Origin of the sequence: Xenorhabdus sp. NBAII XenSa04, from assembly GCF_963866145.1 — a bacterium.
GTDB lineage: Bacteria > Pseudomonadota > Gammaproteobacteria > Enterobacterales > Enterobacteriaceae > Xenorhabdus > Xenorhabdus indica.
Window position 1 is genome coordinate 47,879 of the sequence record NZ_CAWMEB010000290.1, and the last position, 15,088, is coordinate 62,966.

Genomic DNA, 15,088 nt, shown 5'->3' on the forward strand with positions numbered 1-15,088 from the left:
GTTTGTCGTTATCTTATTAGCCTACTGGTTGTTGATTATTGACTACGATATGGCACAGGGGATATCCCCTAATCTGTTGGGGATAAATGATTAGACGATCACATCAGCATAGCCCTTGCGGTTTTTTCTTCCGTGACCAACGAACTGATATAGCCTCCTTTTAATGCAGCAACAATAGCTTCGGCTTTTTCAATACCACCAGCGACACCAATCACGTTCGGAATGGTTTTCAGCTCAGACAAGGTGAGACCAATCAGTTCCTGATGAATGTCGATATCATCGACCAGTTCCCCTTCGGTATTGAAAAAGTGGCCGAGAATATCTCCCACCGCCCCTTTGCGTCCAAACATCAATTGTTCCCCATCACTGATATAACCGGAACGCATAATCGTTGCCTGTTGTCTCTGGTTGATTGCCCCAATACCGACTACTGCGATATCGGCGGCACAGGCGGTGAGTATCACATCCCGCACACTGCGTTCTTCGCGGAATGTTGTTGCGACTTGTTGGGTTGATGCCCTGAGTGGAGCAGGAATAATACTGACAGGGCAATCTGCATCAAGCTGACCAATACCTGTCATATAAGGGCCAACGCCACCCGATAGCGTCACTAGCTGGATCTGTTGGGAAGAAATAAAACCGCTCAGATGTTGCAAAGTACACATGGGGGCTTCACCAAAACCAATAGCCAAAAGTTGGCGAGGTTCAATCAGTGACATCAACAGATGAGCGGCCCCGGTGCCTAGCCGGGTATTCGGATTAATCCCTTCAAGGTCTGGCAAGACGCGTACTTTATTGAGGTTAAAGTGTTTTTTAAGGGTATCTTCCAGCTCCAGACATCCTTCATAGCGTGAGTTGATCTGAACATGGATCACACCGGATTTCCGCCCTTTTTCCAGCAAACGGGAGACCTTAAGACGGCTCAGGCCAAGCAGTTCACCGATGTCCCCTTGTGTCAGACCATCGTGATAGTAAAACCAGGCAACACGTGCCAGTAGTTCTTCTTCACTCATGCTGTTTCCTGGATAGCTGTTTTCTGTATAGCTATTGCTTGCATAGTTATTACCTGCATAGCTATTACCCGAATTATTACCCGGATAATAAAACTCCCCGGATGACACGTCTTTCTCTGAAACTGATTTTTTCTTGTTTGATTTGTTCGTCATAACAACTTCTTTAATCCCCTGGAAAAGAATTAAGCATGAAAGCCTCTGGTGTACCAGAGGTATTCCGCGAAAAATTGAACATATTTTAATGAAGATCTAACTTTTTCACAAAATGTGATCGAAATATTGCAAAAAATTCAGATTATGGATTAGAGTCATGAACAAAAGTTTTTTAAAAAAATAAATGTTCATATCGGTATTCAGGTTAAGTATCCGGGGTCACAAACGGAAAGCAGCAATAAGGTACAGCAGCGAAAATCATATAAACACCCTGAGGTAGCGTGATGTCACAAAGCAATTCCGCTAGTAATTCATTGCAAAAGCATTCATTGCCAATACGCTCATCGCAAAAACATGCTGCCAATATGCCACCGCTTCTGGCTGTCCGGGGGATCAGTAAGCAATTTTCCGGTTTGGTGGTGTTGAAACAGGTTGATTTCACTCTGATGTCGGGGCAAGTTCATGCTTTGTTGGGAGGAAATGGGGCAGGTAAATCGACGTTGATGAAAGTCATCGCAGGTCTTGAGCAGCCGGATGCCGGAACACTGATGTTGGAAGGAAATACCATTAACCCTTTGACACCTGCCAAAGCCCATCTGTTAGGTATTTATCTAGTACCACAGGAACCTTTGTTATTTCCCCACCTTTCTGTTCAGGAAAATATTCTGTTTTATCTGCCTAAGCATCAAGCCAGCAAAAGCCGGATGCAACAATTGTTGGTGCAACTGAATTGTCGGTTAGATCTGAGTGCACCAGCCGGCAGTCTGGATGTGGCCGATCAACAGATGGTGGAAATCATGCGCGGTTTGATGCGCAATTCCCGCATTTTGATCCTTGATGAACCGACGGCTTCTCTGACTCCCGCGGAAACAGAACGATTGTTTGAACGGGTACGGGAGTTGCAACAGCAACAAGTGGGGATCATCTTTATTTCCCATAAATTACCTGAAATTCGCCAGCTTGCTGACTATGTCAGTGTTATGCGGGATGGTGGAATCGCACTCAGTGGGCCGACTGTGGATTTTTCAACTGAAACAATTATTCAGGCAATTACACCAGAGGCAAGGGTTTCTGCATTAACAGATACACAGAAACTGTGGTTAGATGCTGCTAATTATTTATCCGATAGCAATATTCAGGCTCCGGTACTTGACGTGATTTCCCTGTGTGGCGAAGGTTTTCGTGATATCAGTCTGACTTTGAAGGCGGGAGAAATTGTTGGTTTGGCAGGTGTTGTTGGAGCAGGGCGTACAGAACTGGCAGAAACGTTATATGGATTGCGGCCTGTTGTGAGTGGCGCGATCCGTTTGCGCCAACAGAGTCTCAATCCACTGGATACAGCAGCACGATTGCGATGTGGTCTGGTTTATCTGCCAGAAGATCGACAGGCATCGGGATTGTTCCTTGATGCTCCCCTGAGCTGGAATGTTTGTTCACTGATCCATAACCAAAGCACGTTTTGGGTTCGTCCTGCTTATGATACCGCAGTGCTTGAGCGTTATCGCCGGGCGCTCAATATTCGTTACCGTCATGCCAGCCAACCTGCGCGTACCCTGTCAGGCGGGAATCAGCAAAAGATTCTGCTTGCCAAGTGCCTGGAAGCAAAGCCAGTCGTTTTGATTATTGATGAGCCGACACGTGGTGTTGATGTCAGCGCACGCCATGAAATTTATCAACTGATACATCACATTGCCAGCCAGCAAGTGGCAGTTCTGCTGATTTCGTCTGATCTTGATGAGGTCGTACAGTTGGCGGATAGGGTATTGGTTATGCACCACGGAGAAATTTGTGGTCACCTTGATAAATCCAGCATGAGTGTGGATGCGATTATGCATCTTTCTTTTGGTGAACAGGAAAATGGCGAGAGGGCATCATGCTGAAGTTTATCCAAAACTTTATTCAGAACAATCGTGAAGTCACTGCGCTGATTGCCATTTTAGGATTGTTTCTCCTATTAAGAAGTCTGGAGCACCATGCTTTCAATTTCCAGACCATCACGATGATTTTCTCTAATGCGCAAATCCTGATGTTATTGGCGATGGGGGCAACGCTGGTAATGCTCACCCGCAATATTGATGTCTCCGTTGGTTCAACAATGGGGTTGTGTGCTGTTGTATTGGGAATGTCACTCAATGCGGGTTTTCCATTATCGGTAGCCTGCCTGATAACACTATTGACCGGTGTGATGGCAGGCTTGGTAAATGGTGTGCTGGTGGTATGGCTGAAAATTCCGGCCATTGTCGCGACGTTAGGTACGCTAGGTTTGTATCGTGGTTTGATGCTGCTGCTGACAGGCGGTAAATGGATTGAGGGGTTACCTGCGGATGTGAAAGCGCTCGCTAATCCAATCTTATTCGGCATTTCTCCCATTGGATGGTTGTTGATATTACTGGTTCTGACAATGATGTGGGTGTTGAGGATGACGGATTTTGGTCGTGGATTCTATGCCACGGGCGACAATCTGCAAGGTGCTCGTCAGCTTGGTGTACCTATTAGTCGTATCCGTATTACAGCTTTTGCCGCGAATGGCGTAATGGCAGCATTGGCAGGTATTGTATTTGTCGCCCAGATTGGTTTTATCCCAAATCAGACCGGGAACGGGTTGGAAATGAAAGCAATAGCTGCCTGTGTTTTGGGGGGAATTAGTTTGCTCGGTGGGATGGGAACGGTAACAGGAGCAATTTTCGGTGCTTATTTTCTGACGCAAATAGATAGCGTGCTGGTATTACTCAGACTGCCGGCATGGTGGAACGATTTTATTGCGGGTCTGGTTCTGCTGGCAGTGTTGGTATTTGATGGCAGATTGCGTAGTGCCGTTGCAAAGAACTTACGTCAGCAACGTTATGCCCGTTTCCTCAAGCCAGATAATGATTCTGTTAAAGATTCAGCAGCAGAAAACAGGAGGTAGTCATAATATGAATGCGCTTAAAAAGCATGGGCGACAACGTTATGGTTGGGAAACGGCTCTTGCTGTTCTGTTGGCTCTGGAAATCCTGTTATTTGGCATAGCAAATCCACGGATGCTGGATATTAATGTATTGCTGTTCAGCACCAGCGATTTTATCTGTATTGGTATCGTCGCTTTACCGTTGACGATGATAATTGTCAGCGGTGGGATTGATATCTCGTTTGGGGCGATTATCGGCTTATGTGCCATTGTATTGGGGATGATGAATCAGGCCGGGCTACCGATGGTTGTTGCTCTTCCTTTGACGCTGATTACAGGAGTGCTCTGTAGTTTGATCAATGCCGGGCTGATTTTCTACACCGGCGTTAATCCTCTGGTTATTACTCTTGGGACAATGTACCTGTTCGGTGGCAGTGCATTATTACTGTCCGGGTTATCGGGGGCGACAGGTTATGAAGGCATTGGCGGTTTTCCGGCTGCATTTACTGATTTCGCTAACCTGACATTGCTGGAACTGCCTGTACCGTTAGTTATCTTTACTGTTTGTGTCATCGGGCTCTGGCTGTTCATGCACCGTACTCACTATGGACGCAATGTCTTTCTGATTGGGCAAAATAGCCGCGCCGCCCGTTATGCTGCAATTCCTGTCAATAAAACCCTGTGCCTGTTGTATGCCCTAACGGGGTTAGCTTCTGCACTGGCTGCGATTGTTTTGGTGTCTTATTTCGGTTCAGCACGCGCTGACTTGGGCAGCTCATTCCTGATGCCAGCTATCACTGCGGCGGTGTTGGGGGGAGCTAATATTTACGGCGGTTCTGGCTCTATCATTGGCACCGCATTAGCTGTCCTGTTGGTGGGTTATTTGCAGCAGGGGCTACAGATGGCGGGTATCCCAAACCAGATATCTAGCGCGTTATCTGGTGCTTTGCTGATTATGGCTGTGGTCGGACGCTCTGTTTCACTGCATCGCCATCAAATTCGTGATTGCTGGCAACGTTGGCGGGCTGCGGTTTTTCAGTGAGCTATTCTTGAATGATTCCTGAACTATTCCTGAAATAGAAAAGAGTGGAGACAGGCATGAAAACATCGATAGTAAAAAAACTGGTTTTGGCGAGTGTGTTAAGTCTGGTATGTGTTTCCTGGGCACAAGCTGCTGACAAAATTGCATTTATTCCGAAGCTGGTTGGTGTCGGGTTCTTTACCAGTGGCGGACAAGGAGCACAGGCTGCGGGTAAAGACTTGGGGATTGCTGTTACTTACGATGGCCCGACTGAGCCAAGTGTGGCAGGGCAGGTACAGCTCATCAATAATTTTGTTAATCAGGGTTACAACGCGATTGTGGTGTCGGCAGTATCACCGGATGGTTTATGTCCGGCACTGAAACGCGCCATGCAGCGTGGTGTGAAAGTGTTGACCTGGGATTCAGATACTGCGCCAGAGTGCCGTTCTATCTATATCGATCAGGGAACGCCAAAACAACTGGGTGGGATATTGGTAGAAATGGCTGCCAATCAAGTGAAAAAAGATCATGCAGTGAAAAAGGATAAAACAAAAGTAGCGTTTTTCTACTCCAGCCCCACAGTGACAGATCAAAACCAATGGGTGAAGGAAGCGAAAGCCAAGATTGCAGCGGAATATCCCGACTGGGACGTTGTGACTACCCAATTTGGCTATAACGATGCTGCCAAGTCTTTACAGACAGCGGAAGGTATTCTGAAAGCATGGCGTGATTTGGATGTAATTATTGCTCCTGATGCCAATGCGCTGCCTGCGGCGGCACAGGCAGCGGAAAACCTGGAACGTAAGGATGTGGCGATTGTTGGATTCAGTACGCCGAATGTGATGCGCCCTTATGTAGAAAACGGCACCGTCAAACAGTTCGCCCTGTGGGATGTGGTGAAGCAGGGCAAGATAGCGGTTCATGTTGCCAATGAAATGCTGAAAAAAGGCAATTTGAATGTGGGGGATAAATTGGTTATTCCTGACATCGGCACACTTGAGGTTTCACCGAACAGCGTTCAGGGATACAGCTATGAAGCGAAAGGCAATGGCATTGTTGTAATGCCGGAGCGTGTGATTTTTACCAAAGAAAACATTAACCAATACGACTTCTGATTCATATCCGATAGATTTCGCGTTGTAACCTTCCGGAGGGAGAAATGGCAGATTTAGATGATATCAAAGATGGTAAAGATTTTGGCATTGATACACCGCAAAAGAATACATTGTTTGAACTGAAAGGCTGTGGCGCGTTGGATTGGGGAATGCAATCCCGCTTATCGCGGATTTTCAATCCCGCTACCAATAAAACGGTCATGTTGGCATTTGATCACGGTTATTTTCAAGGGCCGACAACAGGGCTGGAACGTATTGATATTAATATCGCTCCACTGTTTGAACACACCGATGTGCTGATGTGTACACGCGGTATTTTGCGTAGTCAGGTTCCGCCCGCGACAAATAAACCTGTAGTACTGCGCGCATCTGGTGCGAATTCCATTTTGACTGAACTGTCTAATGAAGCCGTTGCGGTAGCGATGGAAGATGCGCTGCGGCTGAATGTCTGTGCAGTCGCGGCGCAGGTTTATATCGGTTCAGAATATGAGCATCAGTCCATCAAAAACATTATCAAGCTGGTGGATCAGGGAACGCGTTATGGGATGCCAACAATGGCGGTGACAGGTGTCGGTAAGGATATGGTTCGTGACCAACGTTATTTCTCTCTGGCAACCCGAATTGCAGCGGAGATGGGCGCAAATATCATTAAAACCTATTATGTCGATACTGGTTTTGAGCGGATTGCCGCGGGTTGCCCTGTACCGATTGTTATTGCGGGAGGTAAGAAACTGCCTGAGCTGGATGCGTTAATGATGTGCTATCAGGCGATTGATCAAGGCGCATCCGGTGTTGATATGGGGCGTAATATCTTCCAATCAGAAGCACCGGTAGCAATGTTGAAAGCCGTTCAGGCAGTTGTACATTGTAATGAGAAGCCTGCTCAGGCTTATGAATTGTTCCTGAGTGAAAAAGCGAAGGGAGAATAATATGCACGTCACATTAGTGGAGATTAATGTCAAAGCCGACAAGATCGACGAATTTATCCAGGTATTTCGCGATAATCACCTTGGCTCGGTGAAAGAGCCGGGTAATCTGCGGTTTGATGTATTACAAGATGAAAAAATCCCGACCCGTTTTTATATCTACGAAGCTTATACCGATGAAGCCGCAGTCGCAGCGCATAAGAAAACCCCGCATTACCTGCGTTGTGTTGAAAAACTGGAATCACTGATGAGTGAGCCACGGCAAAAAACCACGTTTATTGGTTTGATGCCGGAAGGGAAGTAAGGAAAAGATAAATTATCAAGCAGGAATAACGCCCTTGAGCTGGTTATCGGGGGCGTTGCACTATCGATAATAAACCGAAATATTTTCCAGTTATATGTTTTTCATATTTTGGTTTTTCTTTATTTAATGGATATTATTTTATTTAAAAATAAATATAGTTATCGGTAATAATAATATTGATATACGGAATTAATAATTTTTCAATTAAAATTAATATTTCTTTAGGCTGATTGATATTATCTATATTAAGGTAATTCTAACATCCGTTTATCAGGGGTTAATACTTATGAAAGAAAAAAAAGCAAATTATGATTCTATTGGAGAGAGTTATGAGAATTACATAGAAAACAGTGCATTGCGTATATTGGACGCTCGTTTTGTCTTAGATATGGTGGGTGATGTGAATGGGAAATCAATTCTGGATTTGGCTTGTGGATATGGTTATTTTAGCCGGAAATTATATAAGCGAGGGGCTTCAAAGGTTGTAGGGATAGATATTTCGGAAAAAATGATAGAACTTGCTAAGGCAAAGTTGAAACAATATGGTGATGGCCTGGAGTTTCATGTGCGAGATGTTGGTAAAATGGAATCATTTGGCAAGTTTGATCTCGTCACTGCTATTTGGCTGTTTAACTATGCTGCATCGGTCGAAGAGCTGGAAACTATGTTTCAGACGGCTGCCCGACATCTTAAGCCCTCTGGTAAATTAGTGGCATATATGACTTCACCTGATTATCGATTGGAAATAAGTAACTTTGATAGATATGGTATACATATCGTGAATAAAGAATCATGGAAAGGCGGTTTTCGTTATCAGGCTGAATTTCTTAGCACACCCCCTAGTCCTTTCACATTCTATCAATGGAGTCGTGAAAGTTATGAACAGGCTATTAAGAAAGCCGGATTCAGTAAATTCGAGTGGAAAGAAGCAAATCTTCTGGAGAGTGAAATTGAATCCCAGCCAGAAGGTTTTTGGGATATCTTTCAACATAATAACCTTAACACCGGTATCATTTGCTACTACTGATGATTTTATGTCTCTGTTTCTGTTGACGGGATTAATGAAAGCCACTTTGCAATAAACTCTGCCACTTGCTCTGGTCGATTAATATCAAGCCGCGGCAATGAGGTAGCCAGCGGGATATCGCTGGCAATGGCAATCACATGGGGATCAATCAGTTCCTCAAAGGAATGATTCAATCCATGCCGATACAACGCAATTTTGGAAATGGCTTCGTCCTTGAAACCCTCAACCAGAATTAAATCCAGAGAATCTGTATCAAATCGGCTGGCAAGATAGTGCAGATCCAGTTCAGGTAATTCAGGCGTTTCTGCCATCAACGCCCAGCGCTGCTGGCTGGCAACTAATGTTTGTGCTGCACCCGCTTTACGCAGTTCGTAACTATCCTTACCCGGTTTATCGATATCCATATTATGGTGAGTGTGTTTGATCAATCCCACACGTATTTGTTGCTGACATAACAGAGGAATGACCTGTTTTAGCAGGGTTGTTTTACCGGTTCCACTGTAGGCGGTAATTCCCAGTAATGGCAGGTTAGGTGGGAAGGTACTTTGATTCATGCTGACTCCCGAAGACATTCCCAATGCTGGCATTGCCAGTGTTGGCACTCTTCTGGTGTATTCAAATTGGTGAAAGCGGTGGGATTCGGGATATAGACCGCCTTTGCTTTAATCATCTGCATAAAGAACATCAGCTTTCTGTCTCCCAACGCAAGATAGCTTTCTAATCTGGGTATCAGGCTGCGGTGCATCAGAGCCAATGTCGGATGGGCGCGTTCGCAATCATGTACATAAGCCGCCCATGAGTGTTGTTTATAGCGCCAAAGTTTTGCTACTACGTCATCAGGGAAATCCGGCACATCACAAGGGACAAACATAACCCATTCATTAATCGCTTTCTTCAATACCGCTAGCATTCCTGCCAGTGGCCCAGAAAAATCAGTGATAATGTCCGGTATAATTGGGTAACCACTCTGCTGATAAACCGACTGATTACGGTTGGCATTAATTAACAGTTCATGAACTTGTGGCTGCAATTTTGTTGCTATGTGTTGGTATAATGGTATGCCACCAAATTGTAATAGTCCTTTATCATTTCCTCCCATACGAGTGGATAGCCCTCCAGCCAGAATTGCACCACTGATTTTTGGATACGTCATTGAAATCACCTGATACTTGGTCATGAAATATTTTATATTTGGTTATATAACCCTTGTAAATCAATATGTAACAATACATCACAGGAATTAGGGAGTATAACTCTTACTCTTGTTAACAGACCAATTTTTTCTCCTAATCATTCTTCTTGTTGTAAGAACTGTATAGAAGCTGGCTGAGGACTGTACACACAAGGTATGATAATTAAAGATTGATGAAAGAGAGAACTGAGTTGTGACAGAAACAATGGCTTTTAATTTCCAAAATATTACGCCGGACTTAATAATGGATGCTTTGATGCAGTCTGGTTTGTATGTTGATTCTGGCTTAACTGAATTGAATAGCTATGAGAACCGAGTTTATCAGTTTATGGATGAAAACCGTAAACGTTATGTCGTGAAATTTTATCGTCCTCAACGCTGGAGCCAGCAGCAAATTCGGGAGGAACATGAGTTTGCACTGGCCTTGCAGCAAGCAGATTTACCGGTTGCTGCGCCAATGGTTATTGATGGACAGACGGTATTGGAGCATGGCGGGTTCTTTTTTGCCATTTTTCCTAGCGTAGGTGGACGGCAGTATGAAGCTGATAATTTTGAACAGTTGGAAGATGTAGGGCGATTGTTGGGTAAAATACATCAAGTCGGTTACCAGAAAACATTTTCTGCCCGTCCAACTATCAGTCTCAATGAATATTTATACCAGCCATATCAATATTTGGCAGAATGCGATCTCATCCCCGACAGACGCAGAGCCGCTTTCCTTACTGCACTGGATGAATTGAACAAGGCTGTGGAAGCACAATGGAATGTTGATTGGCAGGTATTGCGGCTGCATGGCGATTGTCATGCTGGTAATATCCTGTGGCGTGATGAGGCGTGGTTCGTCGATCTTGATGATGCCCGCAATGGCCCGGCTATTCAGGACTTATGGATGTTACTTAATGGTTCACGGCAGGAAAGATGGATCCAATTGGATATCCTGCTTGAATCATATGGCCAATTTGCAGAGTTTGACTTGAAAACACTGGCGTTGATAGAGCCACTGCGGGCAATGCGGATGGTCTATTATCTGGCATGGGTTGCTCGTCGCTGGCAAGATCCGGCTTTTCCAAAAGCGTTTCCGTGGATGGCTGATGGTGACTTCTGGCATAAGCAGATAAATCTTTTTTCTGAACAAATCCAGTTGTTGCAGGAACCACCCTTACAGTTAACCCCGATGTATTAATTTTTCTGGAGAACACGATGAAAAAATTTTGGTTCGCATTGGTGGGAGTGTTTATGGCATTTAATGCCAGCGCTTCTGGCTTCTCTGAAGGCAAGCAATATGTTGCATTAAAAGATCCTGTTGCGGATCAACCTCAGGTTTTAGAGTTTTTCTCTTTTTATTGTCCACACTGTTACCAGTTTGAAAATATTTATCATGTGCCTGGTACGATTCAGAAAAACCTGCCTGCTGGCGTTACCCATGAACGTTATCATGTCGATTTTCTGGGTCCTTTGGGTAAAGATCTGACAGATGCCTGGGCTGTTGCTATCGTAATGAAAGTACAGGATAAAGTAGCACCGATTCTGTTTGATGGTATCCAGAAAACTCAGACTATCATCTCTAAGGCTGATATCCGTAATGCTTTTATCAAAGCAGGTGTTCCTGGTGAAGAATATGATGCAGCATTAAATAGTTTCATAGTGAAATCTGTGGCAGCTAAAGAACGCCAGGCGGCTCAAGCTTTGCAACTGCAAGGTGTTCCGGCAACTTTCGTCAATGGTAAATATATGATTAACAATGGCGGAATGGATGTTAAATCTGCGCAGGATTATGCCAAACAATATTCTGATGTTGTGAATTATCTGGTAACAAAAAAATAGGCCGTCACTATTAATATAAAATGATACAAGTATTGTGCCTGTTACTATAAGACTGGCACAATACTTGCTAAAAACCGCCTTTCATAACATAAACTCCGGTTATATCCACAAGTCAGTGATTTGTAAGTAGTTGCAATACTTTCATAATATTTGACGTAATTCATTGATTTTTACTCTCAGTTATTCCTTTTTAACATGGATAAACATAAATCTGTTTTATGTGCCAATTTTTTGTGCACAAAGTTATCCACAATTTATTTATCAGAATATTTGTCAGGACATATAGAGGACATAGGTAACAGAACGAGAAAATTATCGCAAAATTCGTCTATGACTGCACAGTATGGCATTCTATTCTTTATTCATACTACAGAACGACGAAGACAATTTTATGGTACAGATAGCAGATAATCCCCTGATTTTGGTTGATGGTTCTTCATACCTTTATCGTGCATACCATGCTTTCCCTCCTCTGACAAACAGTGCAGGCGAACCGACAGGCGCCATGTATGGTGTACTGAATATGCTGCGCAGTTTAATCCTGCAATATAAGCCTAGCCATGTGGCGGTTGTATTTGACGCCAAAGGTAAGACGTTCCGTGATGAATTATTTGCTGAATATAAATCTCATCGTCCATCGATGCCGGATGACTTACGTGAGCAGATTGAGCCGCTGCATAAAATGGTCAAGGCAATGGGACTGCCAATTTTGGTTGTGCCGGGGGTTGAGGCAGATGACGTCATTGGTACATTGGCGTTGCAGGCAGAAAAAGAGGGGCATTCAGTTTTGATCAGCACAGGCGATAAAGATATGGCTCAGTTAGTGACGCCTAATATCACGCTGATCAACACCATGACTAACACCATTTTGGGACCGGATGAAGTCATTGAAAAGTATGGTATTCCGCCGGAATTAATTATCGATTTCCTTGCATTGATGGGGGATTCTTCCGATAACATTCCGGGTGTACCGGGGGTTGGAGAGAAAACGGCACTGGGATTGTTACAGGGCATCGGTGGATTGAATGAGATCTACGCCAGACTTGATGAGATTGTGACACTCAGTTTCCGTGGTGCAAAAACGCTGGCTGGAAAAATGGAGCAGCATAAAGAAGTTGCTTACCTCTCTTATCAGTTGGCGACCATTAAAACCGACGTTGAGTTGGATAAAACCTGTCTGGATCTTACGGTTTCCGCACCGGATAACGATGAATTATTGGCGCTGTTCGGTCACTATGAATTTAAACGCTGGTTGAGCGATGTACAAAATGGCAGTTGGTTAGAAAGCCGTCCGTCAGAGAAAAGCGGGCAAAAGCCAACAACCAGCACGACAAACAAATCCACCGCAGCCGTAGCGAATATTTCTCCCGAAAGCTACCAGACTATCCTTGATCAGAAATCTCTTGATGAATGGGTTGGGAAACTGAAACAGGCACCCGTATTTTCGTTTGATACTGAAACAGACGGACTTGATACTTTAACTGCCAATCTGATTGGAATGTCTTTTGCTGTTGCAGTGCCCCAATCTTCAAAAGGGGAATCCAGTGTTGAAGCCGCTTATCTGCCGTTGGGACACGATTATCTGGACGCGCCACAACAGTTGGATTTGCATGAAGTGCTTACGGCCTTGAAACCGCTGTTGGAAGATGCCAACCTGCCGAAGATTGGTCAGAATCTGAAATTTGATCGTGGTGTACTGGAACGCCACGGTGTGGCATTGAATGGTATTGTTTTTGATACGATGCTGGAATCGTATGTCCTGAACAGTGTCGCAGGACGGCATGATATGGACAGCCTTGCTGAGCGTCATTTGGGATATAAAACCACGACTTTTGAAGAAATTGCGGGCAAGGGTAAAAAACAGCTTACTTTTAACCAGATCCCACTGGAAGAGGCGGCAAAATATGCTGCGGAAGATGCAGATATTACCTTGCGGTTGCATCAGGCTATGTATCCACAAATAGAAAATGTGGCGGCACTGAAAAAAGTTTTCCAGGACATCGAAATGCCGTTGATTCCTGTACTTTCTCGCATGGAACGGACAGGCGTTTTGATCGATGCTAATACGTTAGCGGAACATTCGAAAAAGATTACGGCACGTTTACTCGAACTGGAAAAAGCCGCTTATGCATTGGCTGAAGAAGAGTTCAATCTTGCTTCACCTAAACAATTGCAGGTCATCTTGTTTGAAAAAATGAATCTGCCTGTTTTGAAAAAAACGCCAAATGGTGCTCCCTCCACGAATGAAGAAGTGCTGGAAGAGCTGGCGGAAGATCACGAGTTACCAAGAATTATTTTGGAACACCGTGGGCTGGCAAAACTGAAATCGACTTATACCGATAAATTGCCGCTGATGGTCAGTCCACTGACTCAACGCGTTCACACTTCTTATCATCAGGCAGTGACAGCAACCGGGCGTCTCTCTTCCCGTGATCCTAACCTGCAAAATATTCCTGTTCGTAATGAAGAAGGGCGACGTATTCGCCAGGCCTTTATTGCACCAGAGGGTTATCGCATCATGGCTGCGGATTATTCGCAGATTGAGTTGCGGATTATGGCGCATTTATCACAGGATAAGGGATTATTGGATGCTTTCGCACAAGGCAAAGACATTCACCGTGCTACGGCCGCAGAAGTTTTTGGTGTGCCACTGGAGCAAGTTACCAGCGAACAGCGCCGCAGCGCGAAAGCAATTAACTTTGGTCTGATTTATGGCATGAGTTCGTTTGGTTTGTCCCGTCAATTGGGTATTCCGCGTGGGGAAGCTCAGCGTTATATGGAACTCTATTTTGAGCGTTATCCGGGTGTACGGGAATATATGGACCGCACTCGTCAACAGGCTGCTGAGAACGGATTTGTTGAGACACTGGAAGGCCGTCGTCTGTATCTGCCAGATATCAAATCGCGCAATGCCATGCGTCGTAAGGCTTCTGAGCGTGAGGCCATTAATGCCCCGATGCAGGGAACGGCAGCAGATATTATCAAGTTGGCTATGATAGCGGTGGATGACTGGATCGTCACTGCACAACCGAATGTGCGTATGATTATGCAGGTTCATGATGAATTGGTGTTTGAAGTACATGAATCAGAGCTGGTTATCGCGGAACAGAAAATCAGAGAGTTGATGGAGAAAAGTATGCAGCTTGGTGTCCCTCTGAAAGTTGATGTGGGGGTCGGGGAGAATTGGGATCAGGCTCACTAATCTTTAATTGAATAATTTTTATGAAAGCCACAGTGCATTTAATGCACTGTGGCTTTCTTTATTATACTGTGAAGGGGCGTGAGACAAGAATTTTGATCAGATTTGAGATTAGATCCAGATCCCACAAATATGTAATTAAACTACAAGAAAAATGGTGTAATGACAGAGATTGATCACATAATTGTGGCTAAATCGAGGTATTTATTGAAAATTAATTACAAAAAAATCTTTTGTTGATAAAAAAAATAGGGTAAAGTTATCGGCGTAGGGTACAGAGGTAAGATGTTCTATCTTTCAGACCTTTTACTTCACGTAATCGGATTTAGCTGAATATTAGCTGCCCCAGTCATCTCTTTTGACTGGGGCGTTTTTTTATGCGTGATTTACGATTGTTGCAGAAGATGAGAAGGGAAAAGGTGGAAAT

14 protein-coding genes are annotated in these 15,088 nt (G+C 44.5%); 11 read left to right on the forward strand and 3 right to left on the reverse strand.

What is annotated here, in order from left to right:
• Nucleotides 1-98: 98 nt before the first annotated feature.
• Nucleotides 99-1,166 carry a transcriptional regulator LsrR gene (gene lsrR, locus AAC147_RS10505; RefSeq protein ID WP_047680744.1) on the reverse strand — a complete coding sequence of 356 codons (1,068 nt, stop codon included), beginning with the start codon at nucleotides 1,164-1,166 and terminating at the stop codon, nucleotides 99-101.
• A gap of 284 nt (nucleotides 1,167-1,450) precedes the next feature.
• Here lsrR and lsrA point away from each other — a divergent pair, with 284 nt between their 5' ends.
• The 7 genes from lsrA to AAC147_RS10540 all read left to right on the forward strand — a co-directional run bounded on the left by lsrA (nucleotide 1,451) and on the right by AAC147_RS10540 (nucleotide 8,446).
• Nucleotides 1,451-3,046, forward strand: a complete 1,596-nt coding sequence (lsrA, locus tag AAC147_RS10510; protein WP_081988992.1) for an autoinducer 2 ABC transporter ATP-binding protein LsrA — start codon at nucleotides 1,451-1,453, stop codon at nucleotides 3,044-3,046.
• 5 nt (nucleotides 3,047-3,051) lie between these two features.
• Nucleotides 3,052-4,074 (forward strand): autoinducer 2 ABC transporter permease LsrC, encoded by a 1,023-nt coding sequence (gene lsrC / locus AAC147_RS10515; RefSeq protein ID WP_369793145.1) that lies wholly within the window; start codon nucleotides 3,052-3,054, stop codon nucleotides 4,072-4,074.
• A gap of 7 nt (nucleotides 4,075-4,081) precedes the next feature.
• Nucleotides 4,082-5,095: an autoinducer 2 ABC transporter permease LsrD gene (gene lsrD, locus AAC147_RS10520; protein WP_047680750.1), complete on the forward strand. Its 1,014-nt coding sequence runs from the start codon at nucleotides 4,082-4,084 to the stop codon at nucleotides 5,093-5,095.
• Between the two features lie 56 nt (nucleotides 5,096-5,151).
• Nucleotides 5,152-6,189 carry an autoinducer 2 ABC transporter substrate-binding protein LsrB gene (gene lsrB, locus AAC147_RS10525; protein WP_047680753.1) on the forward strand — a complete coding sequence of 346 codons (1,038 nt, stop codon included), beginning with the start codon at nucleotides 5,152-5,154 and terminating at the stop codon, nucleotides 6,187-6,189.
• Nucleotides 6,190-6,233: 44 nt separating this feature from the next.
• Entirely contained in the window at nucleotides 6,234-7,118 is an 885-nt protein-coding gene (lsrF, locus tag AAC147_RS10530) for a 3-hydroxy-5-phosphonooxypentane-2,4-dione thiolase (protein ID WP_047680755.1), read from the forward strand.
• A 1-nt stretch (nucleotide 7,119) separates the two neighbouring features.
• Nucleotides 7,120-7,419, forward strand: coding sequence for a (4S)-4-hydroxy-5-phosphonooxypentane-2,3-dione isomerase (lsrG, locus tag AAC147_RS10535; RefSeq protein WP_047680758.1), 300 nt, complete (start codon nucleotides 7,120-7,122; stop codon nucleotides 7,417-7,419).
• 286 nt (nucleotides 7,420-7,705) lie between these two features.
• The gene (locus tag AAC147_RS10540; RefSeq protein WP_047680761.1) at nucleotides 7,706-8,446 is read left to right on the forward strand and encodes a class I SAM-dependent methyltransferase; all 741 of its coding nucleotides are present in this window, start codon (nucleotides 7,706-7,708) and stop codon (nucleotides 8,444-8,446) included.
• Nucleotides 8,447-8,451: 5 nt separating this feature from the next.
• Here the strand turns inward: AAC147_RS10540 and mobB are convergent, their stop codons facing one another.
• Together mobB and mobA are read right to left on the reverse strand one after the other, a co-directional pair.
• On the reverse strand, nucleotides 8,452-9,000 hold the full coding sequence (mobB, locus tag AAC147_RS10545; RefSeq protein WP_047680764.1) for a molybdopterin-guanine dinucleotide biosynthesis protein MobB: 549 nt from the start codon (nucleotides 8,998-9,000) through the stop codon (nucleotides 8,452-8,454).
• Nucleotides 8,997-9,599 carry a molybdenum cofactor guanylyltransferase MobA gene (mobA, locus tag AAC147_RS10550; RefSeq protein WP_047680767.1) on the reverse strand — a complete coding sequence of 201 codons (603 nt, stop codon included), beginning with the start codon at nucleotides 9,597-9,599 and terminating at the stop codon, nucleotides 8,997-8,999. The genes mobB and mobA overlap by 4 nt, the downstream gene beginning before the upstream one ends.
• Nucleotides 9,600-9,843: 244 nt before the next feature.
• Here mobA and AAC147_RS10555 point away from each other — a divergent pair, with 244 nt between their 5' ends.
• From AAC147_RS10555 to AAC147_RS20105, 4 genes are all read left to right on the forward strand, one after another.
• The gene (locus AAC147_RS10555) at nucleotides 9,844-10,821 is read left to right on the forward strand and encodes a serine/threonine protein kinase (protein WP_072032501.1); all 978 of its coding nucleotides are present in this window, start codon (nucleotides 9,844-9,846) and stop codon (nucleotides 10,819-10,821) included.
• A gap of 17 nt (nucleotides 10,822-10,838) precedes the next feature.
• Nucleotides 10,839-11,462 (forward strand): thiol:disulfide interchange protein DsbA, encoded by a 624-nt coding sequence (gene dsbA, locus AAC147_RS10560; protein WP_047680773.1) that lies wholly within the window; start codon nucleotides 10,839-10,841, stop codon nucleotides 11,460-11,462.
• Between the two features lie 391 nt (nucleotides 11,463-11,853).
• On the forward strand, nucleotides 11,854-14,664 hold the full coding sequence (gene polA, locus AAC147_RS10565; protein ID WP_047680776.1) for a DNA polymerase I: 2,811 nt from the start codon (nucleotides 11,854-11,856) through the stop codon (nucleotides 14,662-14,664).
• Nucleotides 14,665-14,946: 282 nt separating this feature from the next.
• The gene (locus AAC147_RS20105; protein ID WP_438361642.1) at nucleotides 14,947-14,994 is read left to right on the forward strand and encodes a hypothetical protein; all 48 of its coding nucleotides are present in this window, start codon (nucleotides 14,947-14,949) and stop codon (nucleotides 14,992-14,994) included.
• Nucleotides 14,995-15,088 lie beyond the last annotated feature (94 nt).